This is a genomic window from Curtobacterium sp. PvP017, from assembly GCF_054060195.1.
In genome coordinates this window covers 123,463-145,135 of the sequence record NZ_JBSSCY010000004.1, presented here as the reverse complement: position 1 = coordinate 145,135, position 21,673 = coordinate 123,463, and the positions used below count along the sequence as shown (strand labels likewise).

At 71.4% G+C, this 21,673-nt stretch carries 14 protein-coding genes; 13 read left to right on the top strand and 1 reads right to left on the bottom strand.

What is annotated here, in order from left to right:
• Nucleotides 1-6 precede the first annotated feature (6 nt).
• Genes atpA through ACVKXF_RS10000 form a run of 5 tightly spaced genes read left to right on the top strand, consistent with a single transcriptional unit; the run spans nucleotide 7 to nucleotide 5,072 of the window.
• Nucleotides 7-1,635, top strand: a complete 1,629-nt coding sequence (atpA, locus tag ACVKXF_RS10020; protein WP_123312397.1) for a F0F1 ATP synthase subunit alpha — start codon at nucleotides 7-9, stop codon at nucleotides 1,633-1,635.
• Nucleotides 1,636-2,538, top strand: coding sequence for a F0F1 ATP synthase subunit gamma (locus tag ACVKXF_RS10015; RefSeq protein WP_123312398.1), 903 nt, complete (start codon nucleotides 1,636-1,638; stop codon nucleotides 2,536-2,538).
• Nucleotides 2,539-2,585: 47 nt separating this feature from the next.
• A complete protein-coding gene (gene atpD / locus ACVKXF_RS10010; RefSeq protein WP_065959250.1) occupies nucleotides 2,586-4,040 on the top strand; it encodes a F0F1 ATP synthase subunit beta in 1,455 nt (484 codons plus the stop codon).
• 1 nt (nucleotide 4,041) lies between these two features.
• A complete protein-coding gene (locus ACVKXF_RS10005; RefSeq protein WP_027465776.1) occupies nucleotides 4,042-4,305 on the top strand; it encodes a F0F1 ATP synthase subunit epsilon in 264 nt (87 codons plus the stop codon).
• Nucleotides 4,302-5,072, top strand: a complete 771-nt coding sequence (locus tag ACVKXF_RS10000) for a YaaA family protein (protein ID WP_456795715.1) — start codon at nucleotides 4,302-4,304, stop codon at nucleotides 5,070-5,072. Before ACVKXF_RS10005 ends, ACVKXF_RS10000 begins: the two co-directional genes overlap by 4 nt.
• Before the next feature lie 85 nt (nucleotides 5,073-5,157).
• Here the strand turns inward: ACVKXF_RS10000 and ACVKXF_RS09995 are convergent, their stop codons facing one another.
• Nucleotides 5,158-5,328: a hypothetical protein gene (locus ACVKXF_RS09995; protein ID WP_456795611.1), complete on the bottom strand. Its 171-nt coding sequence runs from the start codon at nucleotides 5,326-5,328 to the stop codon at nucleotides 5,158-5,160.
• A gap of 570 nt (nucleotides 5,329-5,898) precedes the next feature.
• On the opposite strand from ACVKXF_RS09995, the gene ACVKXF_RS09990 reads away from it, so the two are divergent.
• The 8 genes from ACVKXF_RS09990 (at nucleotide 5,899) to ACVKXF_RS09955 (ending at nucleotide 21,626) form a co-directional block, all read left to right on the top strand.
• Nucleotides 5,899-6,594 (top strand): FHA domain-containing protein, encoded by a 696-nt coding sequence (locus ACVKXF_RS09990; protein WP_456795610.1) that lies wholly within the window; start codon nucleotides 5,899-5,901, stop codon nucleotides 6,592-6,594.
• A gap of 3 nt (nucleotides 6,595-6,597) precedes the next feature.
• Nucleotides 6,598-7,419, top strand: coding sequence for a PP2C family protein-serine/threonine phosphatase (locus ACVKXF_RS09985; RefSeq protein ID WP_123312402.1), 822 nt, complete (start codon nucleotides 6,598-6,600; stop codon nucleotides 7,417-7,419).
• A gap of 138 nt (nucleotides 7,420-7,557) precedes the next feature.
• Nucleotides 7,558-8,970, top strand: coding sequence for a serine/threonine-protein kinase (locus tag ACVKXF_RS09980; protein WP_456795609.1), 1,413 nt, complete (start codon nucleotides 7,558-7,560; stop codon nucleotides 8,968-8,970).
• Entirely contained in the window at nucleotides 8,967-14,855 is a 5,889-nt protein-coding gene (locus ACVKXF_RS09975) for an Ig-like domain-containing protein (RefSeq protein WP_456795608.1), read from the top strand. Before ACVKXF_RS09980 ends, ACVKXF_RS09975 begins: the two co-directional genes overlap by 4 nt.
• 69 nt (nucleotides 14,856-14,924) lie before the next feature.
• A complete protein-coding gene (locus tag ACVKXF_RS09970) occupies nucleotides 14,925-15,896 on the top strand; it encodes an AAA family ATPase (RefSeq protein WP_456795607.1) in 972 nt (323 codons plus the stop codon).
• Nucleotides 15,893-17,305, top strand: a complete 1,413-nt coding sequence (locus tag ACVKXF_RS09965) for a DUF58 domain-containing protein (protein WP_456795606.1) — start codon at nucleotides 15,893-15,895, stop codon at nucleotides 17,303-17,305. Before ACVKXF_RS09970 ends, ACVKXF_RS09965 begins: the two co-directional genes overlap by 4 nt.
• Nucleotides 17,306-17,316: 11 nt before the next feature.
• On the top strand, nucleotides 17,317-19,761 hold the full coding sequence (locus ACVKXF_RS09960; protein WP_456795605.1) for a DUF3488 domain-containing protein: 2,445 nt from the start codon (nucleotides 17,317-17,319) through the stop codon (nucleotides 19,759-19,761).
• Entirely contained in the window at nucleotides 19,758-21,626 is a 1,869-nt protein-coding gene (locus ACVKXF_RS09955) for a zinc-ribbon domain-containing protein (RefSeq protein WP_456795604.1), read from the top strand. The genes ACVKXF_RS09960 and ACVKXF_RS09955 overlap by 4 nt, the downstream gene beginning before the upstream one ends.
• Nucleotides 21,627-21,673 lie beyond the last annotated feature (47 nt).

Here is a 21,673-nt window from a genome sequence, read left to right as displayed (position 1 = left end):
AATCCCATGGCAGACATCACCATCAGCCCCGATGAGATCCGTGATGCCCTGAAGGACTTCGTCTCGAACTACGAGCCGACGAAGGCCTCCACGGCCGAGGTCGGGCACGTCACCGACGCCGGTGACGGCATCGCGCACGTCGAGGGCCTCCCCGGCGTCATGGCCAACGAGCTCATCCGCTTCGCGGACGGCACGCTCGGCCTGGCCCAGAACCTCGACGAAGACGAGATCGGCGCGATCGTGCTCGGCGAGTTCGCCGGCATCGAAGAAGGCATGGAAGTCACGCGTACCGGTGAGGTCCTCTCGGCCCCCGTCGGTGACGGCTTCCTCGGCCGCGTCGTCGACCCCCTCGGCGCCCCGATCGACGGCCTCGGCGAGATCGCAGCCGAAGGACGTCGTGCCCTCGAGCTCCAGGCTCCCGGCGTCATGTCCCGCAAGTCGGTGCACGAGCCGCTGCAGACCGGCATCAAGGCCATCGACGCGATGATCCCCGTCGGCCGTGGTCAGCGTCAGCTGATCATCGGCGACCGCCAGACCGGCAAGACGGCCATCGCGATCGACACGATCATCAACCAGAAGGCCAACTGGGAGTCCGGCGACGAGGACAAGCAGGTCCGCTGCATCTACGTCGCCATCGGCCAGAAGGGCTCCACGATCGCCTCCGTCAAGGGCGCGCTCGAGGACGCCGGTGCGATGGAGTACACCACCATCGTCGCCGCTCCCGCGTCCGACCCGGCCGGCTTCAAGTACCTCGCCCCGTACACCGGTTCGGCCATCGGCCAGCACTGGATGTACTCCGGCAAGCACGTCCTCATCATCTTCGACGACCTGTCGAAGCAGGCCGAGGCCTACCGCGCCGTGTCGCTCCTCCTGCGTCGTCCGCCGGGGCGCGAGGCGTACCCGGGTGACGTCTTCTACCTGCACTCCCGTCTGCTGGAGCGTTGTGCGAAGCTGTCCGACGAGCTCGGCGCCGGTTCGATGACGGGTCTCCCGATCATCGAGACCAAGGCGAACGACGTCTCGGCGTACATCCCGACCAACGTCATCTCGATCACCGACGGCCAGATCTTCCTGCAGTCGGACCTCTTCAACGCGAACCAGCGTCCGGCCGTCGACGTGGGCATCTCGGTGTCCCGCGTCGGTGGTGACGCCCAGGTGAAGTCGATCAAGAAGGTCTCCGGCACGCTGAAGCTCGAGCTGGCGCAGTACCGCTCCCTCGAGGCGTTCGCGATGTTCGCGTCCGACCTCGACCAGGCGTCGCGTCGTCAGCTGGACCGTGGTGCCCGCCTGACCGAGCTCCTCAAGCAGCCGCAGTACTCGCCGTACCCGGTCGAGGAGCAGGTCGTGTCGATCTGGGCCGGCACCAACGGCAAGCTCGACACCGTTCCGGTGCCGGACGTGCTGCGCTTCGAGTCCGAACTGCTCGACCACCTGCGTCGCAACTCCGAGGTCCTCACGACCCTGCGCGAGACGAACCAGCTCAGCGACGAGACCGTCGCCGAGATGTCGAAGCAGATCGACGAGTTCTCGAAGAGCTTCCAGACGAGCGACGGCAAGACCCTCGGCTCCGAGCAGTTCGACGCGGCAGACGCCGAGGACGTCGACCAGGAGCAGATCGTCAAGGGTCGTCGCTAGATGGCAGCGCAGGTCCGGGTCTACCGACAGCGAATCAAGTCCGCGAAGACCACGAAGAAGGTCACTCGCGCGATGGAACTGATCTCGGCGTCGCGGATCCAGAAGGCGCAGGCCCGCATGGCTGCGTCCGGCCCGTACTCGCGAGCCGTGACGCGTGCGGTGTCGGCCGTGGCGACGTTCTCGAACGTCGACCACGTGCTGACCACCGAGCCGGAGTCCTCGACCCGTGCGGCCGTGGTGCTCTTCACCTCGGACCGCGGCCTGAACGGTGCGTTCAGCACGAACGTCCTCAAGCAGGGCGAGGAGCTCGCCTCCCTGCTCCGCAGCGAGGGCAAGGACGTCGTCTACTACCTGGTCGGTCGCAAGTCCGTCGGGTACTTCGCGTTCCGTGAGCGCGCGTCGGAGCAGCAGTGGGTCGGCAACACCGACCAGCCGGAGTTCTCGACGGCCAAGGAGATCGGCGACGCCGTCGTGGCGAAGTTCCTCCAGGACACCGCAGAGGGCGGCGTGGACGAGATCCACATCGTGTTCAACCGGTTCCTCAGCCTGGCGACGCAGGAGCCGCAGGTCGTTCGCCTGCTGCCCCTGGAGGTCGTCGAAGGGGTCGAGGAGCCCGAAGGCAACGAGCCCCTGCCGCTCTACGAGTTCGAGCCGGACGCCGATGCGGTGCTCGACTCGCTGCTCCCGGTCTACATCGAGAGCCGCATCTTCAACGCCATGCTGCAGTCGGCTGCTTCCGAGCACGCCGCCCGTCAGAAGGCGATGAAGGCGGCCAGCGACAACGCGGACTCGCTGATCCGTGACTTCACCCGACTCGCGAACAACGCGCGTCAGGCGGAGATCACGCAGCAGATCTCCGAGATCGTCGGCGGCGCCGACGCCCTCTCGTCGAAGAAGAAGTAGTCCGCGTCGTTCGCGGACAGATACCCACCCTCAGGAAGGCACCAGCCATGACCGACACCGCAACCACCGCGGTCGAGACGTCGTCGGCGCCCGGTGTCGGCCGGATCGCCCGTGTCACGGGTCCCGTCGTCGACATCGAGTTCCCCCACGACGCAATCCCGGAGATGTACAACCTCCTGTTCACGACCATCACCATCGGTGACTCGTCGCAGGAGATCGGCCTCGAGGTCGCCCAGCACCTGGGTGACGACCTGGTCCGTGCCATCTCCCTGAAGCCGACCGACGGCCTGGTCCGTGGCCAGGAGGTCCGTGACTCGGGCGCTCCGATCTCGGTCCCCGTCGGCGACGTCACCAAGGGCAAGGTGTTCGACGTCCTCGGGAACGTGCTCAACACGGACGAGAAGCTCGAGATCACCGAGCGCTGGCCGATCCACCGCAAGGCCCCGGCCTTCGACCAGCTCGAGTCGAAGACCTCGATGTTCGAGACCGGCATCAAGTCCATCGACCTCCTCACCCCGTACGTGCAGGGTGGCAAGATCGGCCTCTTCGGTGGTGCGGGCGTCGGCAAGACCGTCCTCATCCAGGAGATGATCCAGCGCGTCGCGCAGGACCACGGCGGTGTGTCGGTGTTCGCCGGTGTCGGTGAGCGCACCCGTGAGGGCAACGACCTCATCGGTGAGATGGAAGAGGCGGGGGTCTTCGACAAGACGGCCCTCGTGTTCGGCCAGATGGACGAGCCGCCGGGAACGCGTCTCCGCGTGGCCCTGTCGGCGCTGACGATGGCGGAGTACTTCCGCGATGTCCAGAAGCAGGACGTGCTCCTCTTCATCGACAACATCTTCCGCTTCACGCAGGCCGGCTCCGAGGTCTCGACGCTGCTCGGTCGCATGCCGTCCGCCGTGGGCTACCAGCCCAACCTCGCCGACGAGATGGGTGTGCTCCAGGAGCGCATCACCTCGACGCGTGGTCACTCGATCACCTCGCTGCAGGCGATCTACGTGCCGGCTGACGACTACACCGACCCGGCTCCGGCCACCACGTTCGCGCACCTCGACGCGACCACCGAGCTCTCGCGTGAGATCGCGTCGCAGGGTCTCTACCCCGCGATCGACCCGCTGACCTCGACGTCGCGGATCATGGACCCGCGGTACCTGGGCGCCGACCACTACGAGACGGCCACGCGCGTCAAGCAGATCCTCCAGAAGAACAAGGAACTGCAGGAGATCATCGCCATCCTCGGTGTCGACGAGCTCTCCGAAGAGGACAAGATCACGGTCGAGCGCGCTCGTCGTATCCAGCAGTTCCTCTCGCAGAACACGTACATGGCGAAGAAGTTCACGGGCGTCGAGGGCTCCACGGTGCCGCTCAAGGACACCATCGAGTCCTTCCGCGCCATCGCCGACGGCGAGTTCGACCACGTTGCGACGCAGGCGTTCTTCAACGTCGGTGGCATCAACGACGTGGAAGAGAAGTGGGCACAGATCCAGAAGGAGAACCGCTGACATGGCGGGTCTCAGCGTGAGCGTCGTCTCGGCCGACCGTGAGGTCTGGTCGGGCGACACCACCATGGTCGTCGCACGCACGACAGAGGGCCAGATCGGTATCCTCGCGGGACACGAGCCGATGCTCGCGATCCTCGCGCAGGGTCAGGTCCGCATCACGCGGGCCGACGGGTCGACCGTCGCGGTCGACGCCGAAGACGGCTTCCTGTCGGTGGAGCACGACACGGTGACGATCGTCGCGCGGCAGGCCGCGCTGGCGTCCTGACCGGACTGACCGTCCTCCTCCCGCCTTCGGAGACGAAGCGGGAGGGTGGGGACACGAGCCGCACGCTCGATCTGCGTGCACTCTCGTTCCCGGAACTGGCCGATGAGCGGGCCGCGGTGATCACCGCGGCCCGCTCTGTCAGTTCCGAGGAGTCCTCAGCCAGGACGGCTCTCAAGCTCGGCCCGAAGTCGATCGCCGAACGGTTCCGGAACCTCGAGCTCGACACGTCGGGCACGATGCCGGCGATCGAGCGCTACACGGGGGTGCTCTACGACCCGCTCGGTGCGCAGACGGCCGACGACTCGATGCGGTCGTGGTGGTTCGACCACGTGGTCGTGCAGTCGGCGATGTTCGGTCCGATCGGCGCGGGCGACCCGATCCCGGCGTACCGGCTGTCGCACGACTCCCGGCTCGGGAACCTCCGGCTCGCGTCGCACTGGCCGGCGGTCTCGGCCCGGGTCCTGGACGAGCGGGCAGACGGCCTGGTCCTCGACCTCCGGTCGGAGGGCTACCGCCAGCTCGGTCCCGTCCCGGACTCCGTCGCCCCGCGCGTCGTGAGCGTCGACGGCTCCGGTCGACGGCGAGCGTTGAACCACTGGAACAAGACCGCGAAGGGGCGGTTGGTCGCGCTGCTCGCGCGCACCGGAGCGGTCGTCGCGACCATGGACGAGCTGGTCGACTGGGCCGCGGCCAACGGTGTCGTCGTCGAGCGCAGCGACTCCGGGTGGGACCTGGTCGCCGAGAGCCTCGAACCCGTCACCGTCTGACCATCGCCCCGGTCCGTCCTCCACAGGTCGGGCCGGGGCGGTGCTGTCCACAGGTGGTCGGCTCGTGCCTGCCGGGAGGCCCGGATCACGCTTCGATGGCGTGCATGATCCCCTCGACGGTACGTTCCCCCGACCAGACCGCAGTCCGTTTCCCTCGCGAGATCGCGGCGGCGGTCACACTGCCCGCGGCCGCGGCATCGCTGGTCGCGCCCGGCGCTGGCCCCTGCACCAGGACCGGGGCGATCGCGATCGTCACGGCGTGTGGTGCCCTCGCGACACGTCTGGCCCTCGTGCCGTTCCTGGTGGCACGCGATCTGCCGGATCCACGGTCGGTCCGCGGGTTCGACCCGTCCGACGGCCCCGTGCCGCCAGCGCTACTGGGTCTCGGGCCCGGACCGGACCGCGACCGTGTGCGGACGGCTGGCGACCGGTGTGCCGAGGCGTGGCGGGTCTGGCGCGCCGAGGACCGGCTGGGGGACAGCGCGGTTGGGGCCGCCGGTGCGCTCGCGCTCGGAGCCTGGTGCGCGTGGGCGCTCGGGTCGTCGGCCCGAGCAGAGACCCGTGCGCGCTACGCCCTCGAGACCTGCGCAGACGACCCGCTCGCCGGCCTGGTCCTGCGCTCCGTGCTGGCCGGTAGCTCCCCGACGTGGAGTGACCCCCGTCGTGACCGGCGCCGCTCGTGACCGGCGCCGATCGTGACCGGCCCCGGCCCCGGCCCCGGCCCCGGCCCCGGCCCCGGCCCCGGTCACCCGCACGTCGGACGACACGGTGTGACGGGTCGACCGGATCGTCTACGGTGGATGGGACCACATCCGAAGGGCTCCGGTTGCGCGACGACGACATCGACGACACCGTCATCCGTCGACCCCACGGTACGGGCGGCGGCGACCGTGTCGACGACCTGTTCGGCGACACCGTCATCCGGCCGCGCACGGAGCCGTCGGCGCCCGACGGCGAGCCGGCCGTCGACGGAGCCGACCCGGAGGACACGATCGTCCGCGCCCGTGTCCGGAGCACCGCCGGACCGAGCGTGCCCGTCGGAGCCGTGCCGGGCCTCCCGTCCGTCCCTGCCGCGCCCGCGGCGCGTGTGCCGTCCGTCCGCATCGGCGACCGCACCTTCCGACTGGACCACCCGGTGATCATCGGGCGGCGCCCGTCGCTGCCGCGGATCACCAGCGGCCCCGAACCGGAACTCGTGACGGTGCGCTCCGCCAACGGGCAGGTGTCGTCCTCGCACGTCCGCATCCACGCCGAGGGCGAAGCCGTGGTCGTGCAGGACCTCCGGTCCACGAACGGCACCGTCGTCCGACCGGCCGGCGCGCCGGTGTACCGCATGGCATCGGGTGCGTCGATCGTCGCACTGACGGGTACGGTAGTCGAGGTCGGTGACGGCAACGCCATCGAGGTCCTGTCGCCGTACCTCCGGGTCGCACCGACGGCGGACGGGTTCCCACCGGTTCCCCCGTGGCCCACCGACCAGACAGCACCCGGCACGCCCCGACCCCCCAGAGAGCGATCCTGAAACGTGACCGAACTCGGCCGAGCAGCGACTGCGCACGCCATCGACGTCCCCGGTGCCGACGGTGCCACCCTGACGCTCTCGTGGGGAGCCGCGACCGACGTCGGTCGTCGGCGTGACCACAACGAGGACAGCTACATCGTCGGGGCGCCCTTCTTCGTCGTCGCCGACGGCATGGGCGGTCACCTCGCCGGTGACCGCGCGAGCGACGCCGTCGTGCGTCGGCTCGAGCAGGTGACGCAGGAGTCCTTCACCTCGCGGCAGGGCATACAGCGGGCGCTGCTGCTCGCCACCGCCGACATCGAACGCGCAGCCGGTGGCAACGCGATCGGCGCCGGGACGACCGTCACCGGCATCGCACTGGTCGCGTCGCTCGGCCAGCCCGCCGCACTCGTCTTCAACGTCGGCGACTCCCGGACCTACCGCATCGAGGACGGCGTCTTGCGACGCGTCACCGTGGACCACTCCGTGGTGCAGGAGATGGTGGACGCCGGCCTGCTGCGCGCCGAGGACGCCGAGCAGCACCCGGACAGCAACGTCATCACCCGCGCGGTCGGGTTCGGCGAGCCACCGGCACCGGACTGGTGGACGCTGCCGCTCCGCGCGGGTGACCGCTACATCGTCTGCTCCGACGGACTGACGAAGGAACTCGGCGACGCCGGCATCGCCCGCATCGCCGCGCGGGAAGCCGGCGCGCAGGAGCTCGCCGAACGCCTGGTCGGCGACGCGGTCGTCGCCGGCGGTCGGGACAACGTCACCGTCGTCGTGCTCCAGGTCGATGCCGCGCCCGACGACGGCGACCTCGAGGACACGCTCCCGCGGCACTGACCACTGTCAGGACCCCCCGAACTGGGGGAGTGCACCCGTCCACAGGCGGTCGGTGGGCGGATCGACGGTCATCGGCGCTTCGTACAATGACTGTGCCACGACGAGAGAGTTGGCCGCTCGGCCGGGGAGGAGACGACGATGGCTCGACGCCTGCCGTCCAACCCGCCGGTGATCGGCGGGTTCAGCCCCGTGCACGTCCTCGGCTCCGGTGGCTTCGCCGACGTCTTCCTGTACGAGCAGGACATGCCGCGCCGTCAGGTCGCGGTGAAGGTCCTGCTCGACGAGGTCGTCGACGACCGCGTCCGACAGATGTTCCAGGCCGAGGCCAACCTGATGGCCCGGCTCAGCACCCACCCGTCCATCCTGACCGTGTTCCAGGCGAGCGTCGCGGCGGACGGCCGTCCGTACCTGGTGATGGAGCTCTGCTCCTCGTCGCTCAGCGAGCGCTACCGGCGTGAGCCGATCCCGGTGTCCGAGGTGCTCTCGATCGGAATCCGGATCGGGTCCGCCCTCGAGACCGCGCACCGCGAAGGCGTGCTCCACCGCGACATCAAACCGTCGAACATCCTGCTCACGGCGTACGGCAACCCCGTCCTGTCCGACTTCGGGATCGCGGCCACCATCGGCGGGACCGACCCGGACGAGCCCGTCGGCATGTCGATCCCGTGGTCGGCGCCCGAGGTGCTCATCGACGAGTCCCGCGGCACGATCCAGTCCGAGGTCTACTCCCTCGCCGCCACCGTGTACTCGCTGCTCGCCGGCCGCAGCCCCTTCGAGGTCCGCGGCGGCAAGAACGGTGCGAGCGACCTGATGGCCCGGATCGACAAGGGCGGCGTCAAGCCGACCGGTCGCACCGACGTGCCGCCGTCGCTCGAACGTCTGCTCGCCACCGCGCTGTCCCGCAAGGTGCCGTCGCGGCCGACGACCGTGCTCGAACTGGTGCGCGGGTTCCAGCAGGTCGAGGCCGAGCTCGGGATCCCGCAGACCGCCGCCGACGTCGCGGTCGAGGCCTGGGCCGTCGCGACCCCGGCGCCCGAGGGCGACCGGACCATGATCCGCGAGCTCCAGCCGCCGTCACGGGTCGGTGCCCGGCGCCGAACGCGTCGTGCGGTCCAGGGCGGGGTGGTCGCCGGCGGCTCGCAGAGCGTCGGGACGGTCCACCGCACCGGGTCGGTCACGCGTGCGCGTCGCCGCACCCGTTCGACGCTCGTCTGGGCGACGTCCCTGACCGTCGTCGTGGTCGCGGCCCTGGCCATCGCCACCGTGGTCGTCGTCGGGCGACTCGGCGCCGGGGCCATCCCCGTGGTCGCCGACGTCCGCGCGCAGACCTCGGCGGAGTCGGTGTCCTTCTCGTGGGCGGACCCCGGGCTGCGGAGCGGCGACACGTACGTCATCTCGTCGAACGGGTCGTCCAGCCAGCAGACCGGCACCACGTTCGTCGTCTCCGGCCAACGCGGTGACGAGGAGTGCATCGCGGTCGCGGTGAACCGTGACGGCAAGACCGGCGCCGCGAGCGCGCAGAAGTGCGCGACCGTCGGGAGCGCCGGGTGATCCGCGCGCTCGTCGCGAAGCACCGTTCCGCCGCCGTCACCACCGGGGTCTCCGTCCTGGTCGCCGCGGTCGTCGCGACCACGGCGATCGTCTCGACCGGGTACCACACGCAGCGCGTCGACCTCGGCGACGGCACCGTCTGGGTGCCCTCTGCGGAGTACGGAGCGGTCGGCCGGGCCAACACCGGGGTCCTCCAGCTGAACACCGCCGTCGAGACCGCGAGCGACGACCTGTCCGTGCTGCAGCGCGGGTCCATGGTCTACAGCGTCGACCAGACCAAGGGGACCGTCGCGAAGGTCGACGTCGCCGACGCCACCGTCGGCGATGCCGTGACGCTGCCCGCCGGGACACCCCAGGTCTTCTTCGCGGGCGACACGGCGGTGATCGGCAACCAGGACACCGGCGAGCTCTGGGCGACGCCCGCTGCGGACCTGACCGAGTTCGACGCCTCGACCAAGGCCGACCTGACGCTCGGGGCGGACACCGTGTTCGACGCCTCGGACGGACACGTCGCCGTGTACTCGGCGAAGACCGGCACCGCGTCGCTCGTCGACGTCGGGTCGACGCTCTCCGTCGACCAGCGGTGGAAGGTCGACATGGACCGCACCGACGACTTCCAGGTGGCGACCTTCGACGGGCACCTGGCCGTGCTCGACCGCACCAGCGGTGCCCTGTCGATCGACGGCCGCACGGTCGAGCTCGGAGACCGGGTGGGGGCGTCGCCCGCGCTCCAGCGATCGTCCGACACCTCGTCGGACGTCACCGTCGCCGGGACCGCCGGGCTCGTGCGCGTGAGCGCCTCGGGCTCCGTCGACGCCACGGCCCTCCAGGTGTCCGGCCGTGCGGCGCGACCGTACGTCGACGGGAGCTGCACCTACGCGGCGTGGGCCGGTGGTCAGGCGATCGACACCTGCGACGGCAACGCGCTCCAGCGGCTCGCGAGCACCGGCGGGACCAGCACGCTGCAGATCCTGCACAACGGGCAGACGATCGTCGCGAACGACCCCGCGAGCGGGCGGTCCTGGGCGATCGACCGCAGCGGCCAGCTCATCGACAACTGGGCCGACCTCATCAAGCAGGACGACGAGCAGCAGCAGGAGCAGGTCTCCGACGACGACCCCGAGGTCGACAAGGACCAGAAGCCGCCGGTGGCGGTCGACGACGACCTGGGCGCTCGTCCCGGACGCACCACGAGCCTCCCGGTCCTGCTGAACGACTACGACCCGAACGGCGACCCGATCATCGTGAGCGAGGTCGGGTCCTTCCCGGAGTCGGCGGGTCGCGTGGCGATCGTCGGGGACGGTCAACGACTGCAGGTCACGCTGTCGTCGCGGGCGAGCGGCACGGTGACCTTCCCCTACACGATCACCGACGGCAACGGCGGATCGGACACCGCGACCGTCCGGGTGAGCGTCCGGCCGGAGTCGCAGAACGAAGCCCCGCGGCAGGTGCGCGACACCTCGGCGGACGTGGTGCAGAACGGACACGTCGTCAGCAGCGTGCTCGGCGACTGGGTCGACCCCGACGGTGACCCGGTCTACCTGAAGTCCGCGACCGCCTCCGACGGCGACCGGGTGTCCACCACACCGGACGGCCTGCTGGACTTCCGGGCGGACAGCGGACGGACCGGCGACCGCGCCGTGCAGCTCGTCGTGAGCGACGGACGTGCCGACGGCCGCGGTTCGGTGACCGTCCACGTCGCGAAGCAGGGCAGCGTGCCCCTGCGTGCCGACCCGTTCCCGGTGCAGGGCTACGCCGGCAAGGCCTTCACCGTGGAACCGCTCGACCACGTCCGCGGCGGCAACGGCACCGTGACCCTGACGAGCGTGTCGTCGGCGTCGGGCCTGACGGTCACCCCGAGCTACGACGCGGGCACCTTCCGGGTGCAGGGCGCGAGCGCCGGCGACCACCAGCTCGAGTACACCGTGACCGACGGCGTGAAGACGTCGAGCGGCATCGTCCGCGTCACGGTGCTCGCGCCCCCGGACGCCTCGACCGCCCCCATCACGACCCCGAAGACGGTCTTCGTCAACACGCTGTCGACCAAGGACACCGACGTCACCGCGACCGACATCGACCCCGCGGGCGGCGTGCTGCTCGTCACCGCCCTCGACGGTCCGGTCCGGGGGAGTGGCGTGCAGGCGAGCATCCTCGACCAGCACACCGTGCGCGTCACGCTGACCGCACCGCTCGACGGGCCGGTGTCGTTCGGCTACACCGAGACGAACGGCCTGGCGTCGTCCACCGGCACGATCACCGTCGTCGAGATCCCCAAGCCCGACCGGATCCAGCCGCCCGTGGCCCAGCCCGACAGCGCCACCGTCCGGGTCGGTGACGTCGCGAACATCGACGTGCTCGACAACGACACCCAGCCCGAGGGCGAACCCCTGACCCTCGAGCCCGAACTCGTGCAGAACGTGCCCGGCGACGGCGGTCTGCTGTTCGCCTCGGGCGACCACCTGCGCTACCTCGCGCCGAAGACCCCCGGCAACTACACGGCCGTCTACCGCGTCGCGGGTCCGGACGGCCAGTACGCCGACGCGGCCGTCTCGATCTCGGTGCGCGAGCGGGACGCAGCGACGAACAACCCGCCGGTGCCGCAGACGGTCACCGCCCGGGTCGTGGCCGGCTCGTCGGTGCGGATCACGGTGCCGCTGAACGGGATCGACCCGGACGGCGACTCCGTGCAGCTCGTCGGCGTCGGATCCAACCCCGACAAGGGCTCGGTCACCGACGTGGCCTCCGACGCACTGACCTACGAGGCGGGCGACTACTCAGCCGGCACCGACGAGTTCACCTACACGGTGGTCGACGCCCTCGGCGCACGCGCCACCGGCACCGTTCGCGTGGGCATCGCGCCACGGGCCGAGCAGGCGTCGAACCCCGTCGCCGAGGCCGACCACGTGACGATCCGACCCGGCGGCTCAGTGACCGTGCGGGTGCTGCAGAACGACTCCGACCCCGAGGGCGGCCAGCTCACCGTGTCGGCGGCCGAGCCCACCGCCGACGACGTGTCGGCGAAGATCCTGCGGAAGCAGCAGATCCGGGTGACACCCCCGAAGGCCGCGAGGTCGGGCGACTACGCCGTGCTCTACACGGTCGCGAACGCCAGCGGGGGGTCGAGCACCGCGTTCCTCACCGTCACCGTCGACCCGGACGCGCAGCCCCTCCGTCCCGAGGTGGACGACACCACCCTGGACCTGCAGGACATCCTGCGGCGTGAGAGCGTGACCGTCGACGTGCTCGACAACGTCTTCTTCGCCGAGGGCACCGCCGCCGATCTGCAGGTCGGGGTCGTCGACGGCTACGGCGACACCGCACGGCTCACCGACGACGGACGGATCACGGTCCGGCTCACCGACGAGTCCCAGGTGATCCCGTTCTCGGTCGCACGGGTCGACCACCCCGACATCGTGTCCTACGGCTTCATCAACGTGCCCGGGTTCGACGACGCCCTGCCGCAGATCAACCGCTCGGCCGGCGCCGTCACCGTGAAGAGCGAAGCCACCGTCCGGATCCCGCTCGAGGACTACGTCGTCACCGCGAACGGCGAGACGGCGACGATCACGGACCGCGGCACGGTGAAGGCGACGCACGCGAACGGCCAGAGCCTGGTCGTGGACTCGTCGACGCTGCAGTTCACGTCGTCGAAGCTCTACTACGGCAACGCGTCCATCTCGTTCGAGGTCACGGACGGGTCCGCCGCCAACGGCGGGAAGGGCCGCGTGGCGACCCTCGTGCTGCCGGTCACCGTGACGCCACGGTCGAACCAGCCGCCGGCGTTCACCGGCTCGGCGGTCGAGATGCAGCCGGGCGAGACCCGCACCGTCGACCTGACGAAGCTCACCGACTACCCGTACCCGAAGGACCTGCCGGAGCTGCGCTACTCCGTCGTCGGTCGTCCCACGGCCGGCACCACCGCGACGATCTCCAAGCAGCAGCTGACCATCACGGTCGCCGACACCGCGAAGAAGAACACCACGGCGTCGATCGGCATCGGCGTGCAGGACGACGCGAACGCCGGTCGTGCCGGCACCGTCACCGTCGGGGTGGTGGCCTCGACCCGGCCGCTCGTGCAACCCGGCGCCGACCGCTCGATCACCAAGCGCGGCGCGACGACCACCATCGACGTCCTGACCAACGACCAGCCGACGAACCCGTTCCCCGGGCAGCGGCTGCGCGTCGTGAACATCCGCGGTCTGTCCGGCGGGCTGCCGAGCGGTGTCTCCGTGACGCCGAGCGCCGACCGCACCCGCCTGCAGGTCCGCGTGTCCGACAGCGCCAAGCCCGTGGACGCCCACCTGCAGTACCAGGTCGCCGACGCGACGAACGACCCGGACCGGTACGTGTGGGGCGACGTGACGATCTCGGTGCAGGACGTCCCCGACGCTCCCGGGACACCGACCCGTACCGGGTCCTACGACGGCGGGCAGGCCACGCTGACCTGGTCCACCCCGCAGGGCAACAACTCGCCGATCACCGGGTACCGCGTCACCGGCACCGACGGCGTGTCGAAGAACTGCGGCACCGCGACGGTGTGCACCCTGACCGGGCTCGACCCGAAGGCGTCCTACCGGTTCCAGGTCATCGCCACCAACGCCATCGGCGACTCGAAGCCGTCGGGCCGCTCCGCCCCGATCAGCGCGGACTTCGTGCCGGCACCGCCGAAGGGCATCACCGTGACGCCGAGCAGGTCGACGCCGAACCAGCTCGACGTCAAGTGGAACGCCGTGGCTGCTCCGAACCGGGGGAGCGCGGTCGACGACTACATCGTGACCATCGAGGGGCCGGGTCTGTCCGGCACCCGGCACACCGGCACGGCGACGAGCACCTCGTTCACCGGAGCCCAGAGCGCCGCGCAGTACAAGGTGACGATCTCGGCCCGGAACGACGCCGACCGCAACGGCACGGTCGTGCAGTGGAACTCGGGGTCGGCCACGGGCACGGCCGTCGGGACGCCCGCAGCCCCCACCCTGAACGCGACGCGGGACCAGTCCCCGGGGAAGACGACGGTCGCGCTGAGCGCGTCCGAGAGCGACTGGGCCGGCAGCGGTCGCACGCTCACGATCGTCCGCTACCCGCCCGGCGTCGACATCCCGGGCGGCTGCACGACGACGGGCTCGGACAAGAAGTGGGACGGCAGCAGCGCGACGGACACGTTGAGCTCGAACGGGAACTTCCAGTACGTCGCACTGGCCGACAACGGGCTGTTCTGCACGCCGAGCCGTGCGGCGTCCGTCCAGGGCTACGCGGCACCGGGTACCGCGTCCGCCGACATCGCCGTGGAGAAGTTCAGCGATGACGACGGCACCTACGCGATCCGGATCCGCAACCCGCGCGCCCAGGCGAGCCCGAACGGATCGATCGACCACTACGCGTACTCGGTGAACGGCGGCGGCCTCGTGTCGTTCGGCGCCAACGGTTCGTGGGTGAGCGGCGTGGCCTTCGGCTCTGCGGTGAACGTGACCGTGGTGGCGTGTGCCGACGGCACCTCGAACTTCTGCGGAGACGGCACCACGGTCAACGGGCTCCGTCCGGTCCAGACGCGGGCAACGCTGCCGGATTCGATGACCGCTGGCACCCAGGTGACGGTGAGCGCGGCGCCGCAGAACGCCGGTGTCCAGCCGACGGCCTACAGCGTCACAATCTGCACACGCACGTTGCTTGGTTCGCTCGACTGTGGGACCGCGGCCGACTACGACCCCCAGAATCTCCCCGTGATTGACAGCTCCATCAGTTCCGGCCTCGTGTACGTCGCCGCGATCGTCGATGGACACAAGGACCCGAACCCGCCGAGCGCACGGATCGCAGCGGCGCCGGCACCCGACCCCGAGCCGTCGCAGCCCGTTCCGGGTGAGCCCGATCCGGAACCCGCGCCCGGCTGACCCGGTTCCGCGGCCCGCGGACCGTACGCTGCACACACCGCCATCCCCGAGAACGAGGAACGACCACGCATGAGCATGACCCCGGAGCAGGCCACCTGGTTCGCCGACGTCGCAGGCCGCATCGTGACCAACGTCGAGCAGGTGCTCCTCGGGAAGACGTTCGTGATCCGCCTCGCGGTGACGGCGATGCTCAGCGAGGGGCACCTGCTGCTCGAGGACGTCCCCGGCACGGGCAAGACGAGCCTGGCGCGGGCGATGGCGCAGAGCGTGCAGGGGACGACGAACCGCATCCAGTTCACCCCCGACCTGCTGCCCGGCGACATCACCGGCATCAGCGTCTACGACCAGCGCACCCAGGAGTTCGACTTCCACCGCGGCCCGGTCTTCGCCAACATCGTCCTCGCCGACGAGATCAACCGTGCGAGCCCGAAGACGCAGTCGGCCCTGCTCGAGGCGATGGAGGAGTCGGCGATCACCGTCGACGGCGTGAGCCACCGCCTGGCGGCCCCGTTCATGGTCATCGCGACGCAGAACCCGATCGAGCAGGCCGGCACGTACCGCCTGCCCGAGGCGCAGCTCGACCGCTTCCTCATGAAGACCTCGATCGGCTACCCCGACCACGCCGCCACGGTGAAGATCCTCGAGACCTCGTCGGCGCCGTCGGCATCGGTGCCGCTCGCGAGCGTGGTGCCCGCGGCGACGATCACCGAGATGGCCGCGCTGGCGCGCACGATGCACGTCGACGCCGTCATCGCCGACTACGTCGCACGGCTGGTCGACGCGACGCGTTCGGCCAGCGAGGTCCGCCTCGGCGTCAGTGTCCGCGGCGCCATGGGTCTCATCCGGTCGGCACGTGTGCTCGCTGCGCTGAGCGGCCGCCACTACGTCACCCCGGACGACGTCAAGGCCCTCGCCGTGCCTGTGCTGGCGCACCGCCTGGTGCTCGACGCCGAGGCGGAGTTCGACGGTGTCAGCGCGCCGAGCGTCATCGCGCAGCTGCTGGTGGAGACGCCGCCGCCCGCCGACCGAGTCACGACGTGACGGACCGCCGGCCCGTCTCCACGCGCTCGCGCCGTCCGTCCTCGACGCGGTCGCGTCGCGGGACGACGGCGTACGAGCGCACGGGGACGGTCGCCGGCCTGACCAACGTCCGCTCGCGGATCGTCGGTGACCGCGAAGGCGTCGCCGCGGATGCGGTCGTCGGGATCGTCCGGATCTGGGCGACGGTCTGGAGGCTCGTCAAGCGTTCCTGGGGCGAGGTCTCGTCCGTCGTCACCGGGCTCGGTTGGACGGTCGCCGCGCTCACGCTCGTCGCGTTCGTCGCCGGCTACCGGTTCGGCCTGCGCGAGATCGTCGTCGTCGGGTTCGCGGGGGCGGTGCTGGTCGTCGTGGCGGCGATCGCGCTCATCGGCCGGACTCGTCTGGTGATCCGGATGCGCCTGCCGCAGCACCGGGTGGCGGTCGGCGACGAGGCCGGTGTGGTGGTCACCGCGGAGAACCCGACGCGCCTGCCCTCGGTGCCGACGACGGTCGAGGTGCCGGTCGGTCCGGGTCTGGTCGACGTCGCGATCCCGGCGATCGGCGCGCACGGCACGTTCGAGCAGCTGGTGCCGGTGCCGACCGTGCGCCGCGGCGTGCTCGACGTGGGTCCGGTCACCGGTGTCCGCGCCGACCCGGTCGGTCTCGTCCGTCGCGAGGTCGTGTGGACAGCGCGCGAGCAGGTCATCGTGCACCCGCGCACGATCGCGATCCCGTCGACGAGCACGGGGCTGGTGCGCGACCTCGAGGGGCAGGCGACCACCGACCTGTCACCGGCCGACATCGCCTTCCACGCCATCCGCGAGTACATGCCCGGTGACGACCCCCGAACCATCCACTGGAAGTCGACGGCGAAGTCGGGCGCCCTGATGGTGCGCCAGTTCGAGGACACGCGCCGCTCGCACCTGGTCGTGGCGCTCGGGATCGCCCGGTCGGAGTTCGGCGACGACGAGGAGTTCGAGCTCGCGGTGAGCGCGGCGGCGTCGCTCGGTGCCCGCGCGATCCGCGACGGCCGGGAGGTCTCGGTCGTCGTGTCCGAGCGCACTCCGGAGTTCGCGAAGCGCGCGGTCTACGCGGTACGGACCCTGCCGACCGTCACCCCCACTCGCCTCCTCGACGACTTCGCCTCTGTCGGACTCGCCGATGCCTGCCTGCCCATCGCCGAGGTCTCGCGGATCGTCGGCAGCGACACCGAGGGCATCTCGGTGGCGTTCCTGGTCGTCGGTTCGACGATCGGGTTGCCGGCACTCCGGCTCGCGGCGACGCGCTTCCCGGTCGGGGTCGAGGTCGTCGCGGTGATCTGCGAGCCCGAAGCGCAGCCGCGGTTCCTGCGCGTCGCAGGGTTGACCGTGATGACCATCGGGTACCTGGACGACCTCCGGCACGCCCTCCACCGATCGGCCGCCGCGTGAGCGCCGCTCCGGTGACCACTCCGACGCCGCCGCCAGAGCGTGCTCGCCGGTCGACCCGCCGTTCCCATCGGCGCGATGCCCGACGGCTCGCGCCGTTCCGTCTCGCCGGCGGGACCCTCGTCGTGTGGCTCCTGCTCGCGGTCGCGAGCGTGTCCTGGTGGCCGGTCTACCGCGACGACTCGATGATCGTCGCGGCGGTGACCGCGATCGTCTTCGGCACGCTCGTCGCCCTCGTCGGCGCGGTCCTGCGTCTGCCGCTCGTCGTCGTGGCGATCGCGACGGTGGCGGCGTTCACGCTCGCCGGTGTGCCCGCGGCCGTGCCCGGCCAGGCCAACGGGGTCCTGCCCACGGGGCCGGGCTTGCTCGCGCTGTTCGCCGGTGTCGCGCTCGGGTGGAAGCAGCTGGTGACCATCAGCCTGCCGGTCGGGTCGTACGAGGCGCTCCTCGTGCCGTACTTCGTGACGCTCCTCGTCGCCACGGTGACGGCCGTGAGCGTGGCGACCCGAGCCTCCAGGCAGGAACTCGCGAGCATCCCGGCACTGGTGCTGTTCGCGGTCGGGGTCGTCGTCGGGCCGAGTCGGCTGGACACGTCGATCGTGACGGCCGTCGTGCTCGTCGCCATCGCGCTCGTCTGGGCGCTGACGGTGCGGCACGCGCGTCGCGCGGTCGCCGTCGCGACCACGATCGGGTCGGCGGTGCCGATCGCACGGTCCGTCGTGCGCCCTGCGCTCGTCGGCACGGGCACGATCGTGGCGGCGGCCGTCGTCGCCACCGGACTCGGGCTGGTCGCACCGCCCGGGAACGAGCGCACCGTCGCCCGGACCGACGTCGTCAAGCCCTTCGACCCGCGCGACTACGTCAGCCCGCTCAGCGGGTTCCGGGCGTACGAGGAGCGGAGCGCCGCGGACACGGCGCAGCTCCGGGTCACCGGACTGCCGGAGACCGGGTTCGTGCGCATCGCGACGCTCGACACCTACGACGGCGTCGTCTACCGCGTCGGCGGGTCGGACGGCTCCTCGGCGTCGGGCACGTTCGAGCGCGTGCCGACGTCGGTCGACGTCCGCGGCGTGACCGGCACGAGGGTGCGCGTCGGGGTGACCGTCGACGGCTACAGCGGGGTCTGGTTGCCGACGGTGGGCGACCTGGAGCGCGTCGAGTTCACCGGTGCCGACGCCGATGACGAGCGCGGGTCCTTCTTCTACAACGGCTCGACGCAGACCGGCGCCGTGGTCGGCGGGGTCCGTGACGGCACCGCGTACGACCTCACCGCCGTGGTGCCGGACCAGCCGACTGACGCGCAGCTCGAGGCGGCCCGCCCCGGGAGCGCAGCGGTCCCGACGGTGCGCGACGTGCCGGACGCCGTCCGCGAGACGGTCGAGGCCACGACCGACGCCGATGCGTCGTCGGGCGCGAAGCTGGTCGCGGTGATCCAGGCCCTCAAGCGCAACGGCTACGTCAGCCACGGCGTCGGCGACGACCGGATGAGTCGTTCCGGGCACGGTGCCGACCGCATCCAGGAGCTCTTGACGTCGCCGCTGATGATCGGCGACCAGGAGCAGTACGCGGCCGCCGCAGCGCTGATGGCCGACGAGCTCGGGTTCCCGGCCCGGGTCGTCATGGGCTTCACCGCCGGCGGCGACTCCGGGTCCGCCGGGGCGTCGGCGAGTGGGGGCACCACCACCTTCCGCGGCTCGGATGTCACGGCCCGTATCGAGGTCGACACCGCGCAGTGGGGATGGGTGATGCTCAACCCGAACCCGAGCGTCCGCGAGATCCCGAACGAGCAGCAGCAGACGCCGCAGCCGGTGACCCGCCCCGAGACCGTCGTGCCGCCACCCCCGGTCGACCAGCAGGACCAGGACCAGCAGGCGCCGCCGCAGAGCGACCGGAACACGCCGCCCGTGCAGCCGCTGTGGCTGCAGATCCTGCTGGCGGCACTGCCCTGGGTGCTCGGTGCGCTCGGGCTGATCGCGCTCGTCCTCCTGCCGTTCGGCGTGATCGTCCTGCTGAAGCGGATCCGTCGTCGTCGGCGTCGTCGCGCACCGACGCCACGCGGCCGCATCGTCGGCGCGTGGGACGAGTACCGCGACGCGCTCCTCGACCGCGGGCACGACGTCGCCGGATCGGCCACCCGGCGCGAGACCGTCGCCGGTGCCCCGGGTGAGGGCGGGACTGGACTGGCCGCGCTCGCGGACCGGGCGGTGTTCGGACCGAGCGACGTCGACCAGGTCGCTGCCGACCGGATGTGGTCGGCGACGGACGACGCCGTCGGGACCCTGCGTGCCGGTCGGACGCGGCGTGAGCGGTTCCGCACCGCCGTGTCGCTCCGGTCCCTGCGCGGACCCGATCGACCGCGCGGGACGACCGGTCAGGGCTCGGCGAGACGCGGTGACTACGATGGCCGGAGGCCTGACGAGCGTCGTGGACGGCCGAGTGAGGACAGAGGCAGACCGTGATCAGATGCGAACACTGTGGATCGATGCTCCCGGACGGGGCGATCTTCTGCGGTGAGTGCGGACGCGCGGTGACCGCCGGGGCGAGCCGCCGGCCGGTCGCTCCGACCCCCGTCGAGCAGGCCCCGCCACCGCCCCTGCAGCAGCCCGACGCCCACGGGCGTCGCTCCGATCCGGCCGCCGACGCGTGGCTGCCCGAGTCGACCCTCGACCCCGCCACCCGCGCCTGGCTGACCGGTGCCGACTGCCGCGACACCGAGCCCCCGGCTGCCGTGCCGGTCCAGCGCCCTGACGACCTCGCCCCGCGCGAGGCACCGTCGCACGTGCACGGTTCGGGTTCGGGCCTCGGCGACTGGTCGAACGCGGCCGCGCAGCCTGGCGCCGCACCTGTTCAGGACGAACCGCCGCTCGACCCGGACGCCTATCGGTCCGAGCCCGCGGACGCCCTGGCCGACGACCCCGAGCGCACGCGCTTGGCCCCCGTGGACGAGCGCCCCGCGACCCCGGCGCCCGACGAGGCCCCGGCCCCGGTGTGGGCGCCGCCCGTCGCTCCCGCCCCGACCGCCGCTCCGAGCGGCCCCTCGTGGTGGGTCGGTCGAGGCGCCGCAGTCGAGCCGGACGCCGCAGCGGAACCCGGGGCGCCGTCGGAACCCGACGTACCCGTCGTGCCGCCGATCCCGACCACGTCTGGTCGCGACGCCGACACCTCCTCGGCTGACGCCACGCAGGACGCGTCTGCCCCCGCGGGGCCCGACGCGGATGCGCCCGGACCGAACGGCGCCGGCGAACAGTCCACCGCTGTGCCCGTCGTGTCCCCGCCACAGCCAGGGGACACCGCCGTGGTCGAGCCGCTGATCGACCGCCGACCGCCGCGGCCCGCACCCCTCGTGACGCCGGGAATGCACGCCACGACCATCTGCCACGTCTGCGGCAACCGCCTCGAGCCGGACGACATCTTCTGCGGCGAGTGCGGTGCCGTCCGGCCTGCCGTGACCGCCGCCTTCACCGGGCCGGTCGTGCCGCTGCCCATGGCGCGTCCGGACTGGGCGACCGAGCACTCCGGCGAGGAGTCGGCTGGAGCGGGCGGATCGTCGTCGGCAGCCGTGCCGGACGACGAGATCCCGGTCGACGAGACTGCTGCCGGTGAGACCGCTGCCGACGAGATCACGCTCGACGAGGCCGCGACCGACGACGGCGTCTCCGACGACGGCGCCTCCGACGACGGCGCTGCCGACGACGAGTCGGCCCTGCCGGACAGCGAGGCATCGCGACCGGGTGGGCATCCCCGCGGCGCACACGCGGCACCGGTCACGGAGCCGGCCGAGCCCGGTGATGCGGCAGAGTCCGGCGAGTCGCAGGGAGCCGAACGGTCCTGGGCTCCGACGGCGCAGACCCCGCTCGCCGCGCCGCTGCCACCGGTCCCCGGGGCGATGACGCCCGAGGTCCCGCTCCCGCCGTCGGAGCGCCCCGAGGCCCGTGCTGACGACGACGAACTCGACGAGGACGTCGATGAGACCCGCATCGTCTCGAAGACCCCGACGCGCGCGCCGTTCCTGCTGCACTTCAGCACGGGCGAGCGCTTCGGCGTGCACGGCACCGGACTGCTCGGCCGTCTGCCGCGTCCGCAGCCGGGGGAGCGCTACGACGACCTGCTGACCGTCCACGACCCGGGCAAGTCGGTCTCCAAGACCCACCTCGAACTCGGTCGTGACGGCGACGACCTGTGGGTGTCCGATCGGTTCTCCGGCAACGGCACCGTCGTCCGGCACATCGACGGTTCGATCCGCCGGTGCGAGCCGGGGCGCCGCTACCGCGTGGAGCGCGGTGCACGCGTGGACATCGGCGAGCAGTTCTTCCTCGTGCAGTAGCGGTCCCGACCTTCTCCACAGATCGGTCGGGGCCGCCCCGGCACCGT

Excerpts from the sequence above, each read along its gene's own strand:
- atpA (WP_123312397.1), top strand. The coding sequence starts at position 7 with ATGGCAGACATCACCATCAGCCCCGATGAGATCCGTGATGCCCTGAAG.
- ACVKXF_RS10015 (WP_123312398.1), top strand. The coding sequence starts at position 1,636 with ATGGCAGCGCAGGTCCGGGTCTACCGACAGCGAATCAAGTCCGCGAAG.
- atpD (WP_065959250.1), top strand. The coding sequence starts at position 2,586 with ATGACCGACACCGCAACCACCGCGGTCGAGACGTCGTCGGCGCCCGGT.
- ACVKXF_RS10005 (WP_027465776.1), top strand. The coding sequence starts at position 4,042 with ATGGCGGGTCTCAGCGTGAGCGTCGTCTCGGCCGACCGTGAGGTCTGG.
- ACVKXF_RS09980 (WP_456795609.1), top strand. The coding sequence starts at position 7,558 with ATGGCTCGACGCCTGCCGTCCAACCCGCCGGTGATCGGCGGGTTCAGC.
- ACVKXF_RS09970 (WP_456795607.1), top strand. The coding sequence starts at position 14,925 with ATGAGCATGACCCCGGAGCAGGCCACCTGGTTCGCCGACGTCGCAGGC.